General features: G+C 63.7%; 19 protein-coding genes and 2 tRNA genes. All 21 read right to left on the reverse strand.

Annotated elements, in window-relative coordinates:
• Positions 1-35 precede the first annotated feature (35 nt).
• A complete protein-coding gene (clpX, locus tag DXC52_RS04860; protein ID WP_117746379.1) occupies positions 36-1,442 on the reverse strand; it encodes an ATP-dependent Clp protease ATP-binding subunit ClpX in 1,407 nt (468 codons plus the stop codon).
• Between the two features lies 1 nt (position 1,443).
• Positions 1,444-2,064: an ATP-dependent Clp protease proteolytic subunit gene (locus tag DXC52_RS04865; RefSeq protein WP_117746380.1), complete on the reverse strand. Its 621-nt coding sequence runs from the start codon at positions 2,062-2,064 to the stop codon at positions 1,444-1,446.
• A gap of 163 nt (positions 2,065-2,227) precedes the next feature.
• Complete coding sequence (tig, locus tag DXC52_RS04870) at positions 2,228-3,529, reverse strand: trigger factor (RefSeq protein ID WP_233504842.1); 1,302 nt, start codon at positions 3,527-3,529, stop codon at positions 2,228-2,230.
• Positions 3,530-3,617: 88 nt separating this feature from the next.
• A tRNA-Leu gene (locus DXC52_RS04875) sits at positions 3,618-3,701 on the reverse strand.
• 421 nt (positions 3,702-4,122) lie between these two features.
• On the reverse strand, positions 4,123-6,954 hold the full coding sequence (locus tag DXC52_RS04880) for a molybdopterin cofactor-binding domain-containing protein (RefSeq protein WP_117746382.1): 2,832 nt from the start codon (positions 6,952-6,954) through the stop codon (positions 4,123-4,125).
• Positions 6,954-7,856 carry a xanthine dehydrogenase family protein subunit M gene (locus tag DXC52_RS04885; RefSeq protein ID WP_199409459.1) on the reverse strand — a complete coding sequence of 301 codons (903 nt, stop codon included), beginning with the start codon at positions 7,854-7,856 and terminating at the stop codon, positions 6,954-6,956. Before DXC52_RS04885 ends, DXC52_RS04880 begins: the two co-directional genes overlap by 1 nt.
• Positions 7,857-8,098: 242 nt before the next feature.
• Positions 8,099-9,454, reverse strand: a complete 1,356-nt coding sequence (gene gdhA / locus DXC52_RS04890; RefSeq protein WP_117746384.1) for an NADP-specific glutamate dehydrogenase — start codon at positions 9,452-9,454, stop codon at positions 8,099-8,101.
• Positions 9,455-9,711: 257 nt separating this feature from the next.
• On the reverse strand, positions 9,712-10,107 hold the full coding sequence (locus tag DXC52_RS04895) for a DUF3343 domain-containing protein (RefSeq protein ID WP_117746385.1): 396 nt from the start codon (positions 10,105-10,107) through the stop codon (positions 9,712-9,714).
• Between the two features lie 15 nt (positions 10,108-10,122).
• Positions 10,123-10,755 carry a molybdenum cofactor guanylyltransferase gene (locus DXC52_RS09980; protein ID WP_158554594.1) on the reverse strand — a complete coding sequence of 211 codons (633 nt, stop codon included), beginning with the start codon at positions 10,753-10,755 and terminating at the stop codon, positions 10,123-10,125.
• A gap of 154 nt (positions 10,756-10,909) precedes the next feature.
• A tRNA-Sec gene (locus DXC52_RS09985) sits at positions 10,910-11,006 on the reverse strand.
• A 149-nt stretch (positions 11,007-11,155) separates the two neighbouring features.
• Entirely contained in the window at positions 11,156-13,123 is a 1,968-nt protein-coding gene (gene selB / locus DXC52_RS04905; RefSeq protein ID WP_117746387.1) for a selenocysteine-specific translation elongation factor, read from the reverse strand.
• Positions 13,120-14,577 carry an L-seryl-tRNA(Sec) selenium transferase gene (gene selA, locus DXC52_RS04910; RefSeq protein ID WP_199409460.1) on the reverse strand — a complete coding sequence of 486 codons (1,458 nt, stop codon included), beginning with the start codon at positions 14,575-14,577 and terminating at the stop codon, positions 13,120-13,122. Before selA ends, selB begins: the two co-directional genes overlap by 4 nt.
• 52 nt (positions 14,578-14,629) lie before the next feature.
• On the reverse strand, positions 14,630-16,747 hold the full coding sequence (locus DXC52_RS04915) for a molybdopterin-dependent oxidoreductase (RefSeq protein ID WP_158554595.1): 2,118 nt from the start codon (positions 16,745-16,747) through the stop codon (positions 14,630-14,632).
• Positions 16,748-16,869: 122 nt separating this feature from the next.
• Positions 16,870-17,709: a formate/nitrite transporter family protein gene (locus tag DXC52_RS04920; protein WP_117746419.1), complete on the reverse strand. Its 840-nt coding sequence runs from the start codon at positions 17,707-17,709 to the stop codon at positions 16,870-16,872.
• A 39-nt stretch (positions 17,710-17,748) separates the two neighbouring features.
• Entirely contained in the window at positions 17,749-18,252 is a 504-nt protein-coding gene (gene hycI / locus DXC52_RS04925) for a hydrogenase maturation peptidase HycI (RefSeq protein WP_117746389.1), read from the reverse strand.
• On the reverse strand, positions 18,252-18,833 hold the full coding sequence (locus tag DXC52_RS04930; RefSeq protein ID WP_055286175.1) for a formate hydrogenlyase maturation HycH family protein: 582 nt from the start codon (positions 18,831-18,833) through the stop codon (positions 18,252-18,254). Before DXC52_RS04930 ends, hycI begins: the two co-directional genes overlap by 1 nt.
• Positions 18,834-19,616: an NADH-quinone oxidoreductase subunit B family protein gene (locus DXC52_RS04935; RefSeq protein ID WP_006234107.1), complete on the reverse strand. Its 783-nt coding sequence runs from the start codon at positions 19,614-19,616 to the stop codon at positions 18,834-18,836.
• Between the two features lie 2 nt (positions 19,617-19,618).
• Positions 19,619-20,335, reverse strand: coding sequence for a formate hydrogenlyase complex iron-sulfur subunit (locus tag DXC52_RS04940; RefSeq protein ID WP_117746390.1), 717 nt, complete (start codon positions 20,333-20,335; stop codon positions 19,619-19,621).
• A gap of 1 nt (position 20,336) precedes the next feature.
• Positions 20,337-22,109, reverse strand: coding sequence for an NADH-quinone oxidoreductase subunit C (locus DXC52_RS04945; RefSeq protein WP_117746391.1), 1,773 nt, complete (start codon positions 22,107-22,109; stop codon positions 20,337-20,339).
• Between the two features lie 4 nt (positions 22,110-22,113).
• Positions 22,114-23,679: a hydrogenase 4 subunit F gene (locus DXC52_RS04950; protein ID WP_117746392.1), complete on the reverse strand. Its 1,566-nt coding sequence runs from the start codon at positions 23,677-23,679 to the stop codon at positions 22,114-22,116.
• A gap of 3 nt (positions 23,680-23,682) precedes the next feature.
• Entirely contained in the window at positions 23,683-24,336 is a 654-nt protein-coding gene (gene hyfE, locus DXC52_RS04955) for a hydrogenase 4 membrane subunit (protein WP_035138044.1), read from the reverse strand.

Genomic DNA, 24,336 nt, shown 5'->3' on the forward strand with positions numbered 1-24,336 from the left:
CGCGGTGGTTGCCGCGGGGCCTGGATTCAAGCTATTTAACCGTAGATGCGTTGGGGCTGTTCTTCGCCCTTTACGGAGGCTTCGGTCACAATGACCTTGGAAACGCCTTCCTCGCTGGGGAGGTCGAACATCGTCTGCTGCAGCACGTCCTCGCAGATGGAACGCAGGCCGCGGGCGCCGGTCTTGCGGGCAAGCGCCATGCGGGCGATCTCGTGCAGGGCGGCGTCCTCAAACTCAAGCTCAACGTCCTCGAGCTGGAACATCTTGCGGTACTGACGCACCACGGCGTTCTTGGGCTCGGTCAGGATCGACACCAGGTCATCCTCGTCGAGCGCCTGCGTCTGGGTGACGACGGGCGTACGTCCCACAAACTCGGGGATCATGCCAAAGGCGTTGAGGTCCTGCGGGAGCACCTGACGCAGCAGGTCGTTCTCGTCGACCGAGGTGGGGCCGGCGATCTCGGAGTTGAAGCCCACGCCCTTGTTGCCCACGCGATCGGCGATGATCTTGTCCAGACCCACAAAGGCACCGCCGCAGATGAACAGGATGTTGGTCGTATCGATCTGCAGCAGCTCCTGCTGGGGATGCTTGCGGCCGCCGGTGGGCGGAACGCTTGCCACCGTGCCCTCAAGAATCTTAAGCAGTGCCTGCTGAACGCCCTCGCCCGAAACATCGCGGGTGATGGAGAGGTTCTCAGCCTTGCGGGCGATCTTGTCAATCTCGTCTACGTAGATAATGCCCACCTGAGCGCGCTCAATGTCGCCGTCGGCGGCATTGATGAGCTTGAGCAGGATGTTCTCCACGTCCTCGCCAACGTAACCGGCCTCGGTGAGCGCGGTGGCGTCGGCGATGGCAAACGGCACCTCGAGGATGCGGGCGAGCGTCTGGGCGAGCAAGGTCTTACCGGTACCGGTGGGACCGAGCAACAGGATGTTGGACTTGGCGAGCTCTACCTCGTCCATATCGTCATCGAACTGCGAGCCCATGTCGTCATCAAAGGCAGACACCGCAGCGCCGCCCTCGATCACGCGGCGATAGTGGTTGTACACGGCAACCGACATGGCGCGCTTGGCGTCCTCCTGGCCCATTACATAGGCCGAAAGCTCGTCATAGATCTCGTGCGGCGTCGGCACGTGCGTGATGACCTGGCGGTCGTCCTCGAGCTCAAAGCCCTCGGTCTCGGGGTCCACGGCGGGCTGCCCAGCAGCCTGGCCATGGTCGTTGAGGAAGCCCGGCAGCTTGCCGTTGCGGGCAGCGTCCATAAAGTCCGAAGCCAGCGACTCCTCCAAAATCTCGGAGCAGGCGGCGACGCACTCGTCACAGATAAAGATGTTGGTCGGACCCTTTACGAGGCGACGGACCTGGCCCTGCTCTTTTCCGCAGAAGGAGCAGCGGATGGGGTTGCCGTTCTCGTCAAAGTTGTCCTGCATGTTTCCTGCCATCCTAGGCGTCCTTCGCGGCGAGATCGCGCGAGGTAATGATACGGTCGATCAGGCCGTAGTCGAGGGCCTCGGCAGCGGTCAGGTAGTTGTCGCGCTCGGTATCGGCCTGGACCTTCTCGATCGGCTGGCCCGAGGCATCGGACAGGATCTGGTTGAGCTCGCGACGAGTCTTCTTGATCTCCTCGGCAACGATCTCGATCTCGGTCTGCTGACCCTGGGCACCGCCACTGGGCTGGTGAATCATGACCTTGGAGTGCGGCAAGCAAAAGCGCTTACCCTTGGCGCCGGCCGAAAGCAGCACGGCGGCCATGGACGCGGCCATACCGACGCAAATGGTCGAGACCTGCGGCTTAATAAAGTTCATAGTGTCAAGAATCGCCAGGCCGGAGTAGACCTCGCCGCCGGGCGAATTGATGTAGAGCGAGATATCCTTCTCGGCATCCTGGCTCTCAAGATGCAGCAGCTGGGCAACGACCAGGTTGGCGCTTACGGAGTTGATCTCCTCGCCCAAGAAGATGATGCGGTCGTTGAGCAGGCGCGAATAGATATCGTAGCTGCGCTCGCCGCGCGGCGTCTGCTCGATAACGTATGGCACGAGGGCGGAATCGAACTTTGCGATCATACGCATCTCCATTTCTCTCTTGCGGACCAAATTGGTTCTAGATAAACGTACGGTGCCCGCATGCTATGCATTGGCTGGCACCGTACGAAGCAACCGGATAACCGGTGTATAACTTTACCCCATCACGAGCGCACGCATGCGCTCGCGGGCAAGGTGGCGAGAATTACTCGGCGTCCTTGGCGGTCTCGTCGACCTCGGTCACCTTGGCGTTCTCGACCAGGTGGTCGACGGCCTTGGAACGACGGATGGACTCGCGGACGGCAGGCATGCGGCCATCAGCGATGAACTCAGCCTTGGAAGCCTCGACGTCCTTGACGCCGGCCTTCTCGAACTCGGCGTTGATGTCGTCCTCGGTGACCTCGATCTTGAGCTCACGGGCGAGGGCGTCCAGAGCCAGGGACTCACGGGCAACGTCGTTGGCCTGCTTGTGCAGGTCGCCGATGAACTGCTCCATGGTCAGACCGGAAGCGGGAAGCCAGGTGTCCAGGGTCATGCCGCGGGCAGCAAGGTTGGACAGGAAGTTCTGGCCAAGCTCCTCAAAGACGGACTGCTCGTAGTCGGCGTCCATCTCGTCGAGCTGCAGACGCTCGGCGAGAGCGGAGACGCAACGGTTCTCCTTCTCGGCCGGCAGGCGGGAAGCCTTGTCCTGCTCGATCTCGATCTTGATGGCGTCGCGCATGGCCTCGATGTTGTCAAAGCCAAAGTCGGACTTGACGAGCTCGTCGGTGAGCTCGGGGGTGTTGCGGACCTTGATGCCCTTGACGGTGACCTCGACGGTGTGGGTCTCGGCCTCCTCGCCCTCCTCGACCTCGTCGGTCCAGGTGACGGTCTTGACGTCGTCGACGTTAGCGCCGATCAGGGTCTCGTTGAACTCCTTGGGGTTGCTGTCGCTACCGGCGATGAGCATACGGCCCTCGGCGGCAAAGTTGTCGGCGTTCTCGACGGCCTTGAGGTCGACGGTGACGTAATCCTCGGCCTCGACGGCACGACCCTCGACGTCCTCGAAGGTGGCACGGTAGTTGAGGAGCATCTCGACCTGGTTGTTAATCTCGGACTCGGTGACCTCCGCAGGGGGCATCTCGATCTCGACAGCGTCGAAGGAGGAGAGCTCAGCGGCGGGACGCAGGGAGAACTCGACGGTGTAGGTGTAGTCCTCGTGATCCTTGGCGAGGTCGAGCTCCTTGTAGTCACCGTTCTTGGTGGGGACGATGTCCAGCTCGTTGAGGACGGCGGGCTCGTTGGCGGCGATCAGGTCGTTGGTGGCCTGAGCGAGGGTAGCCTCGGCGCCAAGAGCAGAGTCGATGACCGGACGGGGAGCCTTACCGGCGCGGAAGCCCGGGAAGCGGTACTTCTTGGCGGTGTCCTTGTAGGCCTTCTTGATCGCGGCGTCGACGTCGGCGGCCGGGATGGTGACCGTAGCGGTGAGCTTGGCGTCCTTGACGTCAGAAGCGGTGATGTTCAACACGTTCCTCCTCATACTGCCCAGCTTATCTGAGGTGCTGGTACCTTTATGCAACAAAGTGTCGCGACGGCCGAGGCCGACGCTAGTGCGTTGGTGCGGGCGAAAGGACTCGAACCTTCACGGGAATCCCACCAGAACCTAAATCTGGCGCGTCTACCAATTCCGCCACGCCCGCATGAGCGCACAGACTAGGAATGATAGCAGATACGAACGGCAAGCGCACGCACACCTTTTACAGGCTCACGACCTCACCACGAGTACGCATCGGATCCCCCGCCGCCCCATCGAAGTTGCGGTGGAATAGGGACTGTTGGGGGCTCCAGCCCTCCAAAACAGTCCCTATTCCACCGCAACTTCGGCGGGACTCGGCAGCCTGGCGATGCTGGCCATGCGCCGGAAAGCGTGTCCCGGTTTGGGGCCTCGGAATGGGATGTAATTTCCGCTATAGCCATCAACCGGAAACTGCAACCCGTTTTGAGCCCCTATTCCGGGATGCACTTTCCGCCAGGGGCCTCAAACGGAAACCGCATCCCGTAATTCGGACGAAAAGCGGGATGCGGTTTCCCCGGGCTTGCCAAAGGGCGGCGGCGCCTCGGCTACTCCCCCAGCAGGGCCTTCTCGGGCGTGATCGGCAGTGAGCGCACCTGGTGGCCGGTGGCGTGTGCCACGGCCGAGGCCACGGCGGCGAGCGGCGTGTTGATGACGACCTCGCCGATCGACTTGGCACCAAACGGACCCGTCGGCTCGTAGCTCGGCTCAAAGGCCACGCGTATGCTGCCGATATCCAGGCGCGTGGGTAGCTTGTAGCTCATAAAGTTGCCGGTGCGCAGACGGCCGCGGTCATCGTGCTCGACAATCTCGTAGAGCGCGTGGCCGATACCCTGGGCAATGCCGCCCTCGGCCTGGACGCGCGCAAGCGCCTCGTTGATCACGGTGCCGCAGTCCACAGCCGCCGCGTAGTCCACAACAGTCACCTTGCCGGTGGCCTTGTCGACCTCGACCTCGGCAATGCCGGCCATAAACGGCGGGGGCGAAACGGGCAGGCAGGCAGAGGCATGCGAGGTCAGCGCGTCGCCGCCCGCGATGTTCTTGACGCACAGGTTGGCAAAGTCGCGCAGCGTGAGGTAGCGGTTCTGCTCGCGCGCGGCACGCTCGTCGGACAGACGCACGTACTGACCATCGAAGACCACATCGGCGGCGTCCACGTCCCACATCTGGGCGGCTTTGGAGCAAATCTTCTCACGCAGCTCGGTCGCGGCGTTCTTGGCGGCAAGGCCCGTCACGTACGTACCCGAGCTCGCGTACGAGCCGGCGTCGAACGGCGACACATCAGTGTCCACGCCGCGCACCACGATCATCGAACTCTCCACGCCCAGTTCCTCGGCGGCAATCTGCGCCAGGATCGTGTCGACGCCCATGCCGTTATCGGTGGCTCCGGTGCCGATGGTAATGAAGCCGTCCTCTTCCAGGCGCATATCGATGCCGGCGATGTCCACGTTAGAGATGCCCGAGCCCTGCATGGTGAGCGCGCAGCCAAGGGCACGCACGCGGTCGCCCAGGTCGACGGCTAGCGGCTTGTCGCGCCAGCCGATCATGTCCATCGCGCGCAGCAGGCAGCGGTCGAGTGCGCAGGCGTTGAGCTTCTCGTTGTAGTACTGCGGCATGATCTCGCCCTCGCGCACGATGTTCTTAAGGCGCAGGTCGGCGGGGTCCATGTGCAGCATATCGGCGAGCTCGTTGACGGCGCTCTCCACGGCAAACTGGCCCTGGGTGGCACCGTAGCCGCGATACGCACCGCCACGGTTGGTATTGGTGTAGACGGCGTCCCAGCTAAAGCGGCTCGCCTTCACGTGGTTGTAGATGGGCAGGCTCTTGTGGCCCGAAAGGCCGATCGTCGTGGTGGCATGCTCGCCATAGGCGCCGGCGTTGGACAGCGTATGCAGGTCGATGGCCGTGATGGTGCCGTCGTTCAAGGCGCCCAGCTTAACGGTCATCTGCATCTGGTGGCGCGAGTTGCCCGCGGTGATGGTCTCCTCGCGGGTGTAGCAGCAGTAGCTCGGACGGCCGGTCTGCTGGGTAACGAACGCCACGAAGATCTCGCAGCAGCCCGTCTGCTTGGAGCCAAAGCCGCCGCCGATGCGCGGCTTGATGACCTGCACCTGAGACTGCGGGATATCGAGCGACTGCGCGACCATGCGGCGCACGTGGAAGGGCACCTGCGTGGAGGTGGTCACCGAGATGCGGCCGAACGCGTCGGTCGTCGCAAAGGCGCGGAAGGTCTCCATGGGCGCGGTCTGCGTGGCCTGGCTGGTGTAGGTGCGGGTAAAGACGATGTCGCTCTGGGCGAAGGCCTCGTCAAGGTCGCCATAATCGCTGGTACCGCTGCAGACCAGGTTGCGCGGGACGTCGCCGCCCTGCGGGAACATAAAGGTCACGTCGCCCTCGGGGTGGACCACGATGTCGTTATCGAGTGCCTGGGTAAAGTCGAGCAGCGGCTCGAGCACCTCATAGTCGACCTTAATGAGTTTGAGCGCCTTGTCGGCAGCCTCCTCAGTCTCGGCGGCGACGATCGCCACCTCCTCGTTTTGGTAACGGACGAGGTTCTCAAGAATCAGGCGGTCGTAGGGACTCGGCTGCGGATAGCTCTGACCGGCGATGGTAAAGCGGCGCTTGGGCACGTCCTCGTAGGTGTAGACGCCCACGACGCCGGGCACCTTCAGTGCGCGCGACGTATCGATGGAGCGGATCTTGGCGCGGGCATAGGGGCTGCGCTTGAGTTTGACGATGAGCGCACCGGCGGGCACCATATCGCCGGTGTAGACGGGACGACCCTCGAGCAGGGCCTTCGAGTCCTTCTTGGGCTGCTTGTGGGTGATCTGCTTGTACGCGACACCGTCGGAGCTCGTCTCGTTGACGGGCAGCTCGGGCATCTCGAAGCCCACCTGCACGCCGGACTCGTTGAGGAAGCGCACGATAGCGCGCAGCTGGCTCTCGTAGCCGCTGCAGCGGCAGAGGTTACCGGCAAGCTGACGCGAGAGCTCCTCACGCGTGGCGACGAGACTCGGGTCCTCCTTGGCGGCGCGGGCAAGCGCCAGCACGTTCATGATAAGGCCAGGGGCGCAAAAACCGCACTGCTCGGCGCCTTCGGCAGCCATCGCACGGGCAAGCGCCTCGGACTCGGCCTTGAGGCCCTCGAGCGTGGTGATGGAGCGGCCCTCGACGCGCGCGGCGGGAACCGAGCAGCTCAGCACCGGATCGCCATCGAGCCACACCGTGCACAGGCCGCAGTTGGTGGTCTCGCAGGCGCAGCGCACCGACGCGCAGCCCTGCTCGCGCAGCAGCGCAAAGAGCATAGTGTCGGGGGCAATCTGAACCTTGACCTTACGGCCGTTGAGCGTAAAGGAAAGATCGATGAGTTTGGCAGCCATTAGCGCACCTCGCTAGAATCGACGCCGGGCACGCGGCGGCAGGAATACTCGTCCGTGGCAAATTTAGGCACCTGCACGGTCTCGAGCTCGCGGGCAAGCGCGGCCGAAAGCTCGATACCGGCGGCGCGGCGCACGGCCTGAATCGCCAGCGGGGCCGAGATGCGGCGGCGGTAGTCGGCCGAGCCCCACAGGTTGGTGCCGTAGCTCAGCGCGCGTACGGACGCGGCCAGGGCACGCAGCTCGTTTTCGCAAGGACGCTCATTCACCAGGCCGCACGCCTCGCCCTGCAGCAGGGTCGCGCGCAGCGGGCGGGCACCCACGGTGACATGCCAGGAGCCGTCCCACCAGGCGGCGGTAACGTTCAGCGAGGGAAAGTCGGTCGCGGCCTTGCGCACGGCCTCGTAGCTCGCACGGTAATCGTGCTTGACGACCACGACATGCTCAATAACGTCGCGCACGTAGCCCATGTCAACGAACTCCGCGAGCGGCACGCGGCCGGCGCCCGTCAGCTCAACGTAAGAATCGAGCGCGAGGAAGGCGGAGAGAACGTCCGAGAAGCCAAAGCGGCCGTAGATGCTGCCGCCCACCGTGGCGGTATTGCGCAGCTGCACGCCCACGATGTCGTGGACGGCGAACTCAAAGACATGGTTGACAAGCGCGTTGAGCCCGGCATGACGCTCGAGCTGGCGCAGGGTGCACATGGCACCGATGCGAAACTCGGTCTCGGTCTCCTCGATCTGATCGAGTCCGCAGGCCGAAAGGTCAATCGCCGTCGCCACGCGACGCGAACCCAGGCGCATCCAGATGCCGCCGCCCACAATCTTGTTGTTGCGGTTCTTCTGTAAGAGCTCATAGGCTTCGGCCGCGTTTCCAACACGGACGTAGGTACCGAACTTGAGCACGTTCTCCCCCATCTCTTCACTTGTCCAGTACGTTTAAGTGTACCAAACGAGGGGCCGCACACCGTTTTAGGACAAAATCCACCCACCCATACATAACTTGCGGTGATATACGGACTGATTAGCCGTTCTGGGACGCTAAACAGTCCGTATATCACCGCAAGTTATGAGGAGTCCTCCGGGATAGAAAAGGCTCCCAGCCGGAATGGCTGGGAGCCTTATCACATGCTATGTCGAGCGAAGACTTAGCAGACACCCTGGGCGAGCATGGCGTCGGCGACCTTCAGGAAGCCGGCGATGTTGGCGCCCATGACGAAGTTGCCCTCCTGGCCATACTCCTTGGCGGTGTCGTCCACGTTGTGGAACATGCCGCGCATGAGCTGCTCGAGCTTGCCGTCGACCTCCTCGAAGGTCCAGGACAGGTGCTCGGCGTTTTGGCTCATCTCCAGGCCGGACACGAGCACGCCGCCGGCGTTGGCAGCCTTACCGGGCATAAAGGCAACGCCGTTCTCCTGGAAGTAGGTCGTGGCCTCGATGGTCGTGGGCATGTTCGCGCCCTCGCCGACCACCTTGCAGCCGTTGGCGACGAGCGCCTGAGCGTCCTCGAGCAGCAGCGTGTTCTCACGAGCGCAGGGCAGCGCGATGTCGCAGGGCAGCTGCCACACGCCGCGGCCGTCGCCCTCGTGCCACACGGCGTTGGGCTTCTCGTCAACGTACATGGCGAGCGTAACGCCCTTGTCGTGGCCGGAGCGCTTCTTGTTGTAGACATGCTCGAGCACGGTGTAGTCGATACCGTCGGGATCCTCGACCCAGCCGTGGGTATCGGAGCAGGCCAGCACCTTGCCGCCGAGCTGGGAGACTTTCTGGACGGCGTAGATGGCGACGTTGCCGGAGCCATGAACGACGACGTTCTTGCCCTCGAAGGAGTCGCCGCGGCTCTTGAGGTACTCGTCCACAAAGTAGGCCAGGCCGTAGCCGGTGGCCTCGGTACGGGCGAGCGAGCCGCCAAAGGAGAGGCCCTTGCCGGTGAGAACGCCGGTCCACTCGTTGGTCAGGCGCTTGTACTGACCGAACAGGTAGGCAACCTCGCGGCCACCAACGCCCAGGTCGCCGGCGGGAACGTCGGTGTTGGGGCCGATGTGGCGATAGAGCTCGGTCATGAAGGACTGGCAGAAGTGCATGATCTCGTTGTTGGACTTGCCCTTGGGGTCAAAGTCGGAGCCGCCCTTGCCGCCGCCCATGGGAAGGGTGGTCAGGCTGTTCTTAAGGATCTGCTCCAGGCCCAGGAACTTGAGCATACCCAGGGTGACCGTCGGGTTAAAGCGCAGGCCGCCCTTGTAGGGTCCAATGGCTGAGTTGAACTCGACGCGATAGCCGCGGTTGACCTGAACCTTGCCCTGATCGTCGACCCAGGGAACACGGAACATGACGATGCGCTCGGGCTCGACGAGGCGCTCCAGCAGGGCGGCCTCCTCGTACTCGGGGTGGGCGTCGAGCGCCGGCTGGATGGTGCCGAGAATCTCGGTCGCGGCCTGGATGAACTCAGGCTGCTCGGGATAGCGGGCCTTGAGCTCGTCGAGAACTTTCTGCGTGTAGCTCATGCTTCCTCCAATGATGGGAAACGAAAAATGTCGGTCGCGGCACCCTATGCGCCGCGAACTTTATCGAGTATGGATAATATCGCACTGTTGCGGGAAAGTTTCGCATAAGCAGACGGGCAGATGTTTCGTTTTGATTACGATGCAGGTAGAAGCGTTTTTGAGTGCCTGACATGCAAAACCCGTGTTTCAAACCTGTTTCGTCCACATGTTCCAAACCACCACATTGGGGACAGGCACCTTTGTGGTGATGTTGGTGGTTAGAGGACGAGCTGATGATAGTCGGCGGGGGTTACGCGGCCTTCGGTGGCAGCGCGGAAGGCCGCGAGCGCATCGCCCGAGAACGGCATGGCCCAGCACAGTCCGCAGCCGGCGGTGATGGAGCCGGGCAGTGGCATGATGCGCCCAGGAACACCGGCGGCAAGGCACAGCTGTTCGCATTCCATCACATCGAAGGTGCTGTCGAACGAAACGATAATCTTGCGCTCGTGGTCGAGGGCATCACCGGACGAGGACTCGCGGTGCGACTCGCGATACGCAGCCGCCGCTGCCTCTTCCTCGGCCGTATGTCCACAGCCGCCACAGCCGCAGGTGCAAGGCTCGGACCCGTCACAAGTGCAAGGTTCTCCCGTATCGGGACAGATATCGTGAGACATGGCAACTCCAATCGTCTAGGCGAGCAACTCGGCCGCCGCAAACTCCTCGGGTGTATTGACGTTTTCGAAGCAGAGCGTCGAGCCGGCGACCGCGACAATCTGAGGCTCGTCCAAATACCCGGCGTTCACCCGGTCGATCAGGCAGCGAATGCGCTGACGGTCGCAGGCGAGCAGCTCTTGGGCAACCGGCGCACACGCGTCACGGCGCCAGACGGCGCAAAGCGGCTCAATGCCACGCTCCTCGTGCGGCACGCACACATCGAGCGCCTCGGCCTCAACATGATCGGCAAGCGCGCCGATGAGCTCCGGCGAGACAAACGGCATATCGCAGGCGACGATCGCCACGAGCGGCAGCCGAGCCGCGGCCAGCGAGCTCGCGATGCCGCGCATGGCGCCCGCCGAGCCTTCAAGGTCCGCCACCACACGCGGCACCAGGCCGCCAAACGCGCGCTCCTCAAGATAGGCAAGCTCGCTGGGACGCGAAGTCGTCACGACCAACTCGCCGGCAACTGTCGCCAGCCGACCCAGCACGCGCTCGATGAGCGGTTCGCCGCAAAACGTCATGCGCGCCTTATCGCAGCCCATGCGCGACGACAACCCGCCCGCCTGGACGACACAAGAAAGATCGGCACGTCTTACGGTAGTCATACGGCAAAACACCTCCATCGGCATGCTCGAAACCCGGTGCACGAAGCTAAATACAGCCGCCGAAATAGCGGCGCTACGAAAAGCTCGTGCAAAAACAAAACAGCGCCTTTGCGGCACGCAGCAAGACCGCGAGCACAAAAGCGCTGGTAGCGTATGGCGGGAACGTATGTGAATCGAACACATCCAAGACGTTTTGCACGCCTCGCAACGGTTTTGAGGACCGCGGAGCCCACCGGAGCCCATCCGTTCCCAAGTGCGGCGGTATTTTACCAAACCGAGCGGTCCCCATCCCAAAAAGACGAGCAAGAAGTTGCGGTGGAATAGTTCCTGTATTTGCTGCCAAAGCCTCCAAATAGGAACTATTTCACCGCAACTGAGGAGGCGGGAGCGAGTGACCGGCCTAGCGCAGGGAGCGCAGGCCGCCGGCATCCTTGTCGAGCACCGTAAAGCGCACGGCATCCAGGTGCTCCAAGATGCTGATGGCGCGTTTGCGCGACACGCCCAGGGCCTCGCGCAGCACGCTCGTGGTGGCAGCGCCACCGGATGCCTCAATGGCGGCGGCAACAAGCTCGCGCGCATGGGCCTCGGCGGCAGCGGACAGGGCAACGTCGCGCTCGACCTTAACGATCGAGCGATTGAGCGAAAGCTCGCGCAGGGCACGCGTCATGGTGTCGCGATCGAGCTGCAACTGCTCGCCCACCTCGGGCAATATCGGTGCATCGAGGCCGGCTTCGTCCAGCAAGGCAACGATACGTTCGCAGGCCTCGCGCACCACACGCGCCGCGGCAGCAGCGGAGTGCGGGTCGAATACCTCGGCACCCTCGGCGGCACACACGCCACGCGAGCAGCCCTCGGCAATCAGAGCCGCGGCAACGCCATCATCAGCGGCAGGCCACGCAGCATGGGCAACGGCGCCGGGCGTAAAGCCCGTCTCCTTGGGAGACGCCGCGTGCATGGCTGACAGGGTCGCCGCCAGTGCATCCATCGCAGCGTCGAGCACCACGGCGTCCGCCAAGTAGTCCGCATCACCCACAGCAAGCTTGCGAACAGAGCCCTGCGACACCAACCCGCGCAGTGCGGCATCGACCTCGCCTACACCAAGATCCAAAGCGTCGGTAACATCAACCGCCGTAACTGGCAGCATCTGCAGCGCCAGCCAAGCGCCCACACCGCCCGCGGTATCGCCGGACTCAAGCGCCGCAAACAGTGCGCGCTCGCCGGCAGAAAGCTCGCGCGAGCGACGGCAGCGCGAAAGCAGCACGCGCCCGCCGCCGATGAGCATAACGGGCGAATACGACAGCACCACGGCATGGTCTCCGGCACACAGCGGCAGCGGCTCCTCCAGGCGCACCTGCACGGTACGGGTCTCGCCCACCGCCATGGGGGCCTCGCCCTCCAAAAGCATGATGCGGCCGACGACCTCGGCCGTTCCGGCCATCACATGCACACGCGCGCCCGACTCGAGCACGCGTGGCTTGGTGCCCTCGCGGCCCAGGTAGGTGAACGTCATCATAAAGCGCAACGTCTGGCCAAAGCGGTCCGCCACGCCCAGCATCTCGCCACGGTCAAGCGCCGCGACACCGTCACCAACTAGGTTGAGCGCCACACGCTGACCGGGCAGCGCCTGCTGAGTGTCGCCATGCACTTGGATCCCACGCACGCGACAGGCCGTGCGCGACGGCAGCGCGACGAGCTCATCGCCCACCGCAACCGGCGCATCGTGCAGCGTTCCCGTCACCACAGTACCGGCGCCCTTGATCGTAAAGCAGCGGTCAATCGGCAAGCGCGGCGCGGCATCGGTGCGCTCGGCACGGTCGCGGCAGGCATCCCAGCGGGCACTTACCTGCTCGTCGAGCACCGCAAGCAGCCCGTCGATCCCCTCGCCCGTCTTAGACGACACGGGCACAATCGGCGCGCCCGCAAACACGGTACCCGACAAAAAGTCATCGACATCGAGCTCGGCAAGCTCGGTCATCTCGGCGTCGGCCAGATCGCGCATGGTCAGCGCCACCACCATATGCGTGACGCCCAGCATCTCCAGCACGTGCACGTGCTCGCGGGTCTGCGGCATCACGCCCTCGACGGCCGAAACCACCAGCACGGCAACGTCGATGCCCGTGGCGCCCTGCACCATGGCGCGCAGGTAATGCGCGTGGCCCGGCACGTCGACCAGGCCGACGATCTTGCCACTCGGCAGCGCCAGCTCGCCAAAGCCAAGCTCCACCGTCATGCCGCGACGACGCTCGACCTCAAGGCGATCGGGATTCTTGCCGGTCAGTGCCTCGATCAGCGCCGACTTACCGTGGTCGACGTGGCCCGCCGTGCCAACGATAACGGGACACTCCACCAGCGCTTTAACCTCACTCATCGAGCAATCGCCTTCTTAACGCACGCGACGAGCGTCGTTGCCGCCGTCTCGATATCGCGGTCACCCACGAGTGTGCGCACGTCAAACAGGACGCGATCGTGCGAGGCGCGCGTGACAACCGGCGTGTCGAAATCTTGGACGAGCGAGCGCTTGAGTGCGTCAACGGAAAGACGCTCATCGACGAGGCGCACGGCAACGCACATGGTGGGCAGCTCGACGGTAGGCAGCGAGCCGCCGCCGGGAGTCGACGAATCCTCGACGATCTCCATCTGAACGGCGCGCGGGCAACTCGCCTTATCGAGGCCCGCCACTATCAGCTCGCGCAGTTTGCGTGCGCGGCGCTCCAGATGAGCCTGCGGAAGCGTGAGCATGTTGAGCACTGGCACCTCGCGATGGGCCACGTCCGCCCCATCCATGTAAATGCGCAGTGTAGCCTCGAGCGCCGCCAGTGCGAGCTTACCCGGGCGCAGGGCGCGCATAAGCGGATGTGACCCACAGGCCTGGACCAGATTGCGACGGCCCATGATGATGCCCGCCTGTGCGGCACCGAGCAGTTTATCGCCCGAGCACGACACCAGATCGAGCCCTGCCGAAACCGAAGCCGGCGTGGTTTCCTCGCCGCCGCGAACCAGGATGTCGTCAGGCAACAGCGCCCCTGAGCCCTGGTCTTCATAGAACAGCAGGCCATGCTTATGGGCCAGTGCGGCGAGCTCCCTTGAGCTCACTTCCTCGTGAAAACCCTCGATGCGATAGTTGGAAGGATGGACCTTCAAGATCATGGCCGTTTCGGGCGTGATGGCGCGCTCGTAGTCGCCCAGATGTGTGCGGTTGGTGGCGCCGACCTCGACGAGCTTGGCGCCCGAAGCCGCCATGACGTCGGGGATGCGGAAGCTGCCACCAATCTCGACAAGCTCGCCGCGGCTGACGATAACCTCTTTGCCTGCGGCATGGGTCGCCAGCACCAGCAGCACCGCGGCGGCGTTGTTGTTGACCACGAGCGCGTCCTCGGCACCGGTGAGCGAGCGAATCAGCTGCGCGGCATGCTCCTTGCGCGACCCGCGCGAACAGGTGTCCACGCTGTACTCGAGTGTGCTGTAGCCGCGCGCGACCTCGGCCACGGCCTTGGCGGCCGACTCCGCGAGCGGGGCTCGACCCAGATTGGTATGGATAACAACACCCGTGGCGTTGACGGCGGGGCGCAGGCTCGGCAGCGCAGAACGGTGGGCGCGCCACTCGATGGCCGAGGCTAACTCGCGCTTGGAACGCGGAGCGGCGCCGGCACGAATCGCGGCGCGCTCCTCGTCAAGCTCGGCCGTGACGGCGGCATGGACCACCGCGTCGCAGGTCTCCCCTGCCGCCTTCACCACCGGCCACTCGGTGAGCAGCTCGTTGACGGAAGGAATGGCACGCAGACGGGCGCGCACCTCATCGGACATGTTCTGGCTATCGCTCATGTGCGGCCTTTCAAAAGAAACGTGGATTAGTCAAATACATCAGCTGAGTCAATTACTCGTCATTATCCCCGTGCGCGGCGATCTTTTCCACGCGAACGGCGTTTTCCTGGGTGAGCGCGGCGCCCGTCAACGGGTCCCAACGCAACGGTGTATGGTCGAGCGGGCCCACGCCCAGGGCTTGAGCGCCACCGGCATCGGCGCCAAACGAACGCCCACCGGGGGCGGCCGAGGTGAAGATGCACGCCGGATGCAGATAGGGCGTCGTCTCCACGCGCACGCGATCGCGGCCCATGTCGCTCACAAGCTCGACGACCTCGCCATCGGCGATACCCATGCGAGCGGCGGCATCGGCATTCATCTGCACGGCGTCCAAGTCGGAACCCGCCTCGGCGGCACCTGCCGCCGCGAGCCTGCGCGAGGTATGCGACTCAAAGGGACGGTTGCCGCTAATGAGGCGAAACATCCCCGGGTTGGGCTCCACCATCGGCGCGATCCAACCTGGCACGCGTCCCATGCCGGCACGCTCCCATACATCACTTGCCAGCGCAATCTTGCCGCCGGCAAGCGGAATCACCGGCTCACCCGTGCGCGACGGCAGTGCCACGCCCGTATCGGCCCAACCGCGCTCCTTAAGTGCAGCAAGATCAATCCCAAACGGAGCCACCTGAGAAGCGGCCAGATCGTCGGACGTAAAGTCGAAGCACTCGCCAACGCCGCAGGCCGCAGCCAGCCCGGCAAAGATCTCCCGCCCCGGTCTCGTGTCGTCATGCAAAATGGGCAGCACGGCGTTGCGGTAGAACACGCGCGAATCGTTGGCGCCCACGACCGTGCCTACACCGCGGTCGGCCTCCAGATACGTCACGTCGGGCAGCACGAAATTAGAAGCGCGCGCCGTCTCGGACCAACGAATATCAATCGTCACAAGCAAGTCGAGCTGCTGCAAAATACTCAACCAAGCCTGTGCATTGCCATAGCCCGCACCGGGGTTACTGGCATAGACGATGAGCCCACGCAAATCGCCGGCAAGAATCGACTGACCGATGGTCGTGCACAGGCCGCGCACCGGATCGACCAGCGGATAGCGCTCGGACCCCAGCTTGGGCCCGAGCGGCACCGGCGGCGTCGCAAAGCGTGCGGGATCGAGGCCGCCCAACACAAGCGGCGTGGGCGGGTTGAGGGCACCGCCCGCGTGTCCGATGCAGCCTAGCAGTACGTCGACCAAGCAGATAGCGCGCGCGGTCTGGGTGCTGTTGGCATACGCGATTCCGATGCCGCCATGAAAGCCCGCATCCACCACAGCGGCAGGCGCGGCGGCAGCGAGATCGCGCGCCGTGGCGACAATCTCTGCGGCCGGCACGTCGCACATCGACTCGGCCCACTCGGGCGTCCAAGCACTGGCCGCCTGCGCCAGCTCCTCAAAACCCGTGGTATAGCGGGCAACGAACTCGTGATCGTACAGGTCCTCGGCTACCAGCACATGTGCGATACCCAGCAGCAACGCCAGATCGCATCCGGGACGCACGCGCAGCCAGCGGTCGGCAAGCGCGGCCGAACCGCTGCGCCGGGGGTCAACCACGATGATCTTCGCCCCGCGCCGGCGCGCATCGTTGAGCGCATCGACGGCCCCCATCGTCGATGAATCGACGATGGAACGCCCCAGGTACATGATGCAGTCGGTATGCGCCAGGTCGGAGGCGGGGCTGTAGCCCAGGCTGTGCTCCCATCCGGTGAGACGACTTACCTCGCAGGCACCATCGGCACCGTACACGTTGGGCGAACCCAGCGCATGCATAAAGCGATAGGCCCAGTAGCGGTCGAACGAGGGAACGCCGAGCGTCATACCCAGTGCACGAGGCCCGCACTCGTCAACAATCCCCCCAAGGCGCACAGCGATCTGCGCGAACGCCTCGTCCCAGGTAATCGCATCAAACCCCGAGCCATCAGCACGTCGGCGCATGGGGTGCAAAATCCGGTCGCGCTCGTCAAACGGCATCGCTAGGCGATGCCGTCCGCGGGCGCACAGGGCACGCGCCGCGCATGGATGTCCCGGCACCGGCAACTCGGCCACCACGCGACCGTCCTCCACGCGTGCAGCAAAGGCACAATCGGCATAGCATCCCCCGCATGTGGTCACCACGGCGTGACCGTCACGCTTCACAGCAGATGCCATCTCGATTACCCCTTTCATCAGCCAAACACAACAGGCCAACAGCCCGGCAACGAGCCCCGGACCCAAAAAGCCTCCCGCACGGCAACGCCCCGCGGGAGGCCCAACGTCAAACAGACGGTACCTTACGCCTCGGACTTCTTAGCGTAGATAAACCAGTAGCCGAGCGCGACCAGAACCGCGCCGCCCACGATGTTGCCCAACGTGGCGGCGGACAGGTTAAACGCAATGCCCGCAGCGTTGAGCGCATCGGCGCCGGCGACGTCGGCACCATAGCCGCACGCGTGCATCACGGCACCCATGGGCAAAAAGTACATGTTGGCAACGCAGTGCTCAAAACCGCAGGCCACAAAGGCGGCGATGGGCAGCAGAATGCCCACGACCTTATCGACCACGGTCTTGCCGGCGGTACCAATCCACACGGCAAGGCACACAAAGATGTTGCACAGGATGCCGCGGAAGAAGATCGTCACCCAGTCGATCGTCACCTTGCCGGCGGCGACGCTCACCATGGAGTTGGCGACCGCCTCGCCGTTAAGCTTATAGATGCCGGCCATGTACACCAAAAAGACGATGAACAGGGCACCGACAAAATTGCCGACCCACACGACGACCCAGGCCTTGAGCATCTGGACCAGAGTGATCTTTTTGCTCTTGAGCGCGCAGACCATAAGCGAATTGCCGGTAAACAGCTCGGCGCCGCACACCAGCACCAGCACCAGGCCTAGGCAAAAGCACAGGCCGCCCACGACGCGCTGGGCACCCCAGCCCAGCGTGCTGTCGCTCAAAAACACGGTAAAGAACAGGCCGCCGAAGGCGATAAACGCACCGGCGAACATTGCCAACAGAAAGGCCTTTGCGACCGGCAGGTTGGCCTTGGTCACGCCGGCGGCCTCGGTCTTGGCCTCGATCGCGGCGGGCGCCAGGCAATCGGGAGCGGGGTACTCCGCCTTGGAATCTGCCATGTCAATCACTTCTTTCCTAATCAGCAGGGACAAGCGCTCCTATTGCTCTTGTCCCAAGCGGACAAAGTGGGAAAAGTCGTTGGCGGCCACGGCGTCGTACACGGCGTCGACGGCGTCAAAGACTTCCGGGGACATGGGGTTGTAAAACTCCGTATCGCCCGGCTGAATCCCTATGAAGACGATATCTTCGCACGATTGCTCGATTTCCTCGATCAGAATCGACAAAGGGAGCGAATGCGTGGTGAACATCGACTTGCGGGCCACATCGCGCTTGTCGAGCAAGCGGATGGCGCCGACGGGCAGCGCCATGTCGGCGGCATCGACCAAAACCAAACGCGGCGGACGCTCGCGCTTGACCTCGATGATGTCATCCTCGGGCGTTTGCCCGCCGTCGATGGTGTACCAACCGGCGATGGGCGCGTCTTGCATCTTTTTGGAGAGCACGGGGCCGGCAGCATCGTCGGCACGCAGCACGCTTCCCGCCGTGAGCACGATACCCGCAAACGGGGCGCCGTTCACACGACCATCCACAACGCGACCCATTACTGCAACCTCCCCGTCAGATACACGCCCGACACATCGCGCACGCGCTCCACCAGATCGCGGAACTTCATTAAGAACGCGACCTGCTGGGCATGCAGGCCAAAGTCGTCGTCGAACACCGAGATGCCGGCCTTGGCCGACCCGCGAAAACCGCGCTCGTCGAGCAGCGTGTCGCAGGCCTCGAGCAGCGACGGCACCGCCGCCTTGTCAAGCTGGCACTCGCCAAAGGAGCGGATGGCCTCGAACTTGGTCTTGGCCTCCCCCTCCGGCAACGCGTCGACGAGCGAATAGAACACATCCACCGGCACCGACAGACGCGGCTCAAAGCAATCGAGCACGCCGGTGTGGTGGCCCACGGCGAGCGTGTAGTACAGCACGTCGCAGGCCTCCTGGGGAACGTCTTCCTCGGTCTCCACAAACTTACGCGTGAGCTCATAGAAGACCACCTGGTCGGGCGCATGGCCCAAGCAGGGGTCGGCGACGCCCTCGGCGGCCTCGTCGCTTGCGCGCGAGGCATCGCCAAAGGAGCCGCCGAGCATGCCGGGGCCCGCAAAGTAACCAGAGCGGTCCGTGAGCTCCATCTAGCGACCTCCGGCCAGCACCAGATCCTGCAGCGCAGAGTAGACCTCAACGCGGCGAGGATCGTCCTGCTTGTCGATGAGCAGCGCCATGGCACCGCGGATATCGCCCTTGGGCGCGCCCTCGAGCGTATCCATAAACTCGTTGGCCAGGTCGCGGCCGTAACGGTAGCCGCTCATGGCGCGAGCCTCGCGCTCGATGGCAACGCGCAGCTTGTACGGCACGCCGGGGTGCAGGATATCGGCCTGCTCGCCGGCAGCCTCCACCGTGGTCTCGGCATGGAGCTTTTGGTCCAACAGGCCAAGTGCCATGGCAAAGCCGTAGACGGTCTGCGCGGGGCTGGGCGGGCAGCCGGGGATGTAGACATCGACCGGCAGAATCTTATCCGTGCCGCCCCAGACGCAGTAGTTGTCGTAGAAGATGCCGCCGGTGCAGCCGCACGCGCCATAGGACACCACGATCTTGGGATCGGGTGCGGCCTCAAACGCGCGCAGGGCCGGCATGCGCATGGCACGCGTCACGGCGCCGGTGTACAGCAGCACATCGGCGTGACGGGGCGAGGGCACGACCTTGATGCCAAAGCGCTCGACGTCAAAGACGGGCGTGATGGAACCGAAGATCTCGATCTCGCAGCCGTTGCAGCCGCCGCAGTCGACACGGTAGACGTACACCGAGCGCTTGATCTTCTTAAGAAGGGTCGCCTTGGCCTTCTCGATGCTCTCGTCGAGCTCGATCTTGGTCGGGCGGTACTGAAGCCGCTCGGGCAAAAGCGTGGGTTCGGCCATGGTTACTCCTCCTTCGTTTCAAAATCCATGATGATGCCCTCGACCGGCGCCGGACCGGCGGGAATCTCGGGCGCATCGGGGTTGAGCTCGCGGTCGATATACTCCGGGTTCACACCGTGGCCGCCCAGATACTCCATGCCGGGGCCCTGGGGCTCACCGGACGCAAGCGTCTCGTTGGCAGCCATGCCGTGCGCGTTGCCGGTCTTTACGGCCGAGGCGGCGCGCAGGGCGTCGAGCTCGCGCTTACACTCCTGGCACATACCGACGGTACGGGCAGCCTGGATGGCCTCCATGCCGCCGGCCTTTTGCAGCAGGCGCTTAGCGTAGTCAATCTCCTTGTGCGGGGCGAACGGCTTGCCGCAGCGCGAGCAGTGCTCGAGCGTGTAGACGCTCTTGCTGGTGAGGTCGTCCTTGCTCATGACGGCCAGCTCAAACTCCTCGGTGAGCTTGATGGCCTCCATGGGGCAGGCTTCCTCGCAGCGGCCGCAAAAGATGCAGCGACCGTAGTCGATCGACCAGGTGATGGTATCGGCCGCAAGGTCGGTGTCCATGCGAATGGCATCGGCCGGGCACGCCACGCCGCAGGCTCCACAGGCGATGCAGAGCTCGGCATTGTGCTCGGGCTTGCCGCGCATGTCCTTGTTGGTGGGAAACGGCGCAAACGGGTACTTGACCGTCGCGTCGCCGGCCTTGGCGTTAACCTTCCAAAGCTTCAGCATATTAGAGCGCCTCCTCATCGAGCGGAGCGGCCATGGTGCCCTCGCCCGCAAGCGGCGACTTGTCGCGCCAGACGTTCTCGAACTGCTCCTTGTCGAGCACGTGGTCGCGCTTGGCGGCGACATCGGTCACCGTCACGCGGTCGGTGCAGGAGTAGCACGGGTCGAGCGAGCCGACGATCAGCGCCGCGTCGCCCACGGTGTTGCCGCGGAACATGTAGCGCAGGACCGGCCAGTTGCTGTACGTGGCCGCCTTGGCGCGCCAGCGGTAGCACTTCTGGTTGTTGCCGAGCATGGCCCAGTGCACGTCCTCGCCGCGCGGAGCCTCGGTGGCGCCGATGGCGTACTTGTGCGGGGTGTACTCCCAATCCGTGGTAAGGATGGGGCCCGACGGGCAGTTCTCGAGCATGGTCTCGATCATGTCGATCGAATCGTAGACCTCCTGGATACGGACGGCGGTGCGGCCGAAGGCATCGCAGGTGTCTGCCGTAGCAGCATGCATCTTCTGAACGTCCGGATCGGCGTAGCCGTCGAAGGGATGGTCAAAGCGCACGTCGCGGGCATAGCCCGAGCCACGCATGAGCGGGCCGACCGGCGAGAAGTCGCGTGCAATCTTGCGGTCCAAGATGCCGATACCGCTCGTACGCTCAATAAAGTTGGGCGTGGAGAGCAAGACGTCGACGAGCTCCTGAACCTCGGAGCGCAGCTGGTGGATGGTCGTGAGCGTGGAGAGCTTCTGCTCGGCCAAAATGTCGCGACGCACGCCGCCGATCACGTTGAGGCCGTAGGTCTTGCGGTGACCGGAGAGCTTCTCGGCCAGGTCCATGGACTTCTCGCGGACGCGGAAGAACTGCTGGAAGCCGGAGTCGAAGCCCGTGTAGTGCGACGCCAGGCCAATGTTGAGCAGATGCGAGTGCAGACGCTCGACCTCAAGCATGATGGCACGGATGTACTGGGCGCGCGGCGGGACATGGATGCCCTGGGCGCGCTCGACGGCCTCGGCATAGGCCACCGAGTGGGCGCAGCCGCAGATGCCGCAGATGCGGTCGGCGAGGAACGTCACGGCGTCATAGTTCAGGCGCGTCTCGGCGACCTTCTCCATGCCGCGGTGCACGTAGAACAGACGGTAGTCGGCGTCGACGATCGTCTCGCCCTCAACGAACAGGCGGAAGTGGCCGGGCTCGTCGGAGGTAATGTGCAACGGGCCCATGGGGACAAGAGTCGTCTCCTTGCCCTTGGTATCGGCCAAGAACTCGTAGTTTTCCATGTCACTCGCGGGAGCGGGACGGAAGCGGTAGTCCATCGAATCCTTGCGCAGCGGGTACAGGCCGCTGGGCCAATCGTCGGGCAGCACCAGGCGACGACGGTCGGGCAGACCCTCGGGAATCAAGCCGAACATGTCGCGCAGCTCGCGCTCGCCCCACACACAGGCGGGGACGAACGGTGTCACGGACGGGAACGTCATCTTGGCGGGATCGACCTCGGTGCGCACGGTCACCCAACCGGGATCCTCCCCCTCCATGGAGATGACATAGTACACGGCGTAACAGCCGCACAGGCTGCGCTCATCGTTGCCGATGATCACGGGAATCCAGCCGTAGCGCTCGTAATACAGGTAGTGGACGGCCTCGGGCAGCTTGTCCTGCTTGACGGTGATCGTCAGCTGGTCCTCGCACTGCCACTCGACCTTCTCGATAGCGCCCGGCACTGCGGCGCGCAGGGCCTCGACGTGGCTTTCGCAACGACGAGCGTAGTCCTTCTTTTCAGGTTCTGCCATGGTGCTAATTCACCTCGCTTGTCTTGGTCTGGGAACTGAACACCATGCGGTAGAGAGGAGCCTCGTGGAGCTCTTCGACGCTCTGGTTCAAAACGACGGACGTTGCATCCTCGACGCCGCTCGTGATGGCGACCGGGGTGGCGATACCGAACCACATGACCACGATCGCGAGGGCGATCTCGGGGATGATCATGAGGGCGGACACCTCGTGGCGCTTCATGCCCTCGGGCGCCTTGCCGAAGATGGACTTGAGCGCGATGCCGGTAAGGGCAAAGTACACGCCGGTGAGGCCAATGGCCACGAGCACGACCACCCAGATGGGACCGGACTGGACGCCGGCCACGAAGGTGAGGAACTCGGAGATGAACAGGGCGAACGGCGGGAAGGCGGCGAGCGCGAGCAGGGCGATGATGGTGAGCGCTGCCGTGACGGGAGCGATCTCGACGACGCCCTTGATCTTGTTCAGGTCGCGGGTGTGGTAGATGTGCTGGATGTTACCGGCCATGCAGAAGGCGAGCGCCTTCGTGAAACCGTGGAAGATGCAGTGCAGCAGGCAGGCGGCGATACCGAGCGGACCACCGATACCCAGGCACAGCGCGACCACGCCGACGTTGTCGACGGAGGAGTACGCGAAGCGGCGCTTGATATCGTCCTGCTTAAAGATGCACAGGGCGGCCACCAGGATGGACAGCGTGCCCAGGATGAGCAGGAGCGTACGCGGATAGGTGTCGCCCACCGTGATGATGGACAGGGAGTAGAAGCGGATGATCACCAGCATGGCGCACTTGAGCAGCACGCCCGAGAGCAGCGCGGAGACCGGGCTCGGAGCCTGGGAGTGCGCGTCGGGCAGCCAAGTGTGCATGGGGAACAGGCCCGCCTTGGTGCCGAAGCCGATGACGATGAACGCGAACGCGAGGCGCACGAGCATCGGGTCGAACTGGTCGGCGTAGGGCATGATGGAGGTGAGGAAGGCTGCCTCATGCGCGTTGGGCATGATATCGGCGGCGTTCGCGTAGATGAGCAGCGTGCCGAACAGGCCGAAGGCCACGCCGGCGGTGCAGACCATCGCGTACTTCCAAGACGCCTCGAGCGCCTGCTTGTTCTTGTAGATGCCTACGAGGAACACGGTCGACAACGTGGTGGCCTCGACCGCCGCCCAGGTGAGGATGATGTTGTTGGACAGGCAGGCGAGCAGCATCGTGAAAACGAACAGGCTAAACAGCGCGTAGTACTGCTTGGTGCGCTCGGCCGGCATGGTCTTCTCCTCGATATCGATCTTGATATAGGAGATGGAGTACACGCCGGTGATGAACCCGATGATGCCTACCAGAAGGACGAAGATCGACGAGAGCGAATCGAGATGGAGCCACAGACCCAAAGCGTCGATATTCTGCCCGCTCGAGAGCATGGTTCCCGCGGTGACGACCGAAAGGACGAGGGTCGCCGCGACGGAGATGGTGTTGAGCCCCGCAAAGACGCTGTAGGACGTCGTCTTGGGGAGCGCAGCCATAATCAGGGAGAACACGAGGGGACAAGCGAGCAGGGCGACCGTCAGCATTGAAACATCCATGGCCTACCCCTTCAATTCGGTCAGGTCGTGGGAGTCGAGCGACTTGGTGTCGTTCCAGATCCTCACGACGACGGCGGACATGATGATGACGGCGAAAATGGCGTCGGTGGCGATGCCGATCTCGATGATCTCGGGGGCCGTGGGCGCGAGCAGGGCGAGCGTCACGTGGCTACCGTTCTCCATAAGGCAGTACCCGAAGATTTGCTTGAGGATGTTGCGCTGGGAGATGATGCACGTGAGGCCGACGAAGAAGTGCGCGAAGCTGATGGCGAGGGCCGGAGTAGCCACCTCAGCGGTGGGCAGGCTCAGGCGCGTGACCACCGCGAAGCAGATGGCCACCTCCAGACCGGTGAGGATGATGGTCCAGGCCGGCTTGATGGAGGAGGTCAGCGTGCTATCGGCAGGCGAACCCATCTTTTTGTAGGCACGGTTGAGAATGAACGGAACGAGGATCACCTTGGTGACGAAGGCCGACGCGGCCCACATGAGAAGCTCGGTGGCACCGGTGGTGAGGCCCAGGGTGAGCAGCACGCCCACCAGGACAACCGACTGGATCGCGTACCACTTAATGGCGGACGGGATGGTCTTCGAGACGACCACCATGGTGGAGGTCACGATCAGAAGACCGCCCAGGATATTGACTAACGAATAACCCAT

The organism is Collinsella sp. TF05-9AC (genome assembly GCF_003438495.1).
Lineage (GTDB): Bacteria > Actinomycetota > Coriobacteriia > Coriobacteriales > Coriobacteriaceae > Collinsella.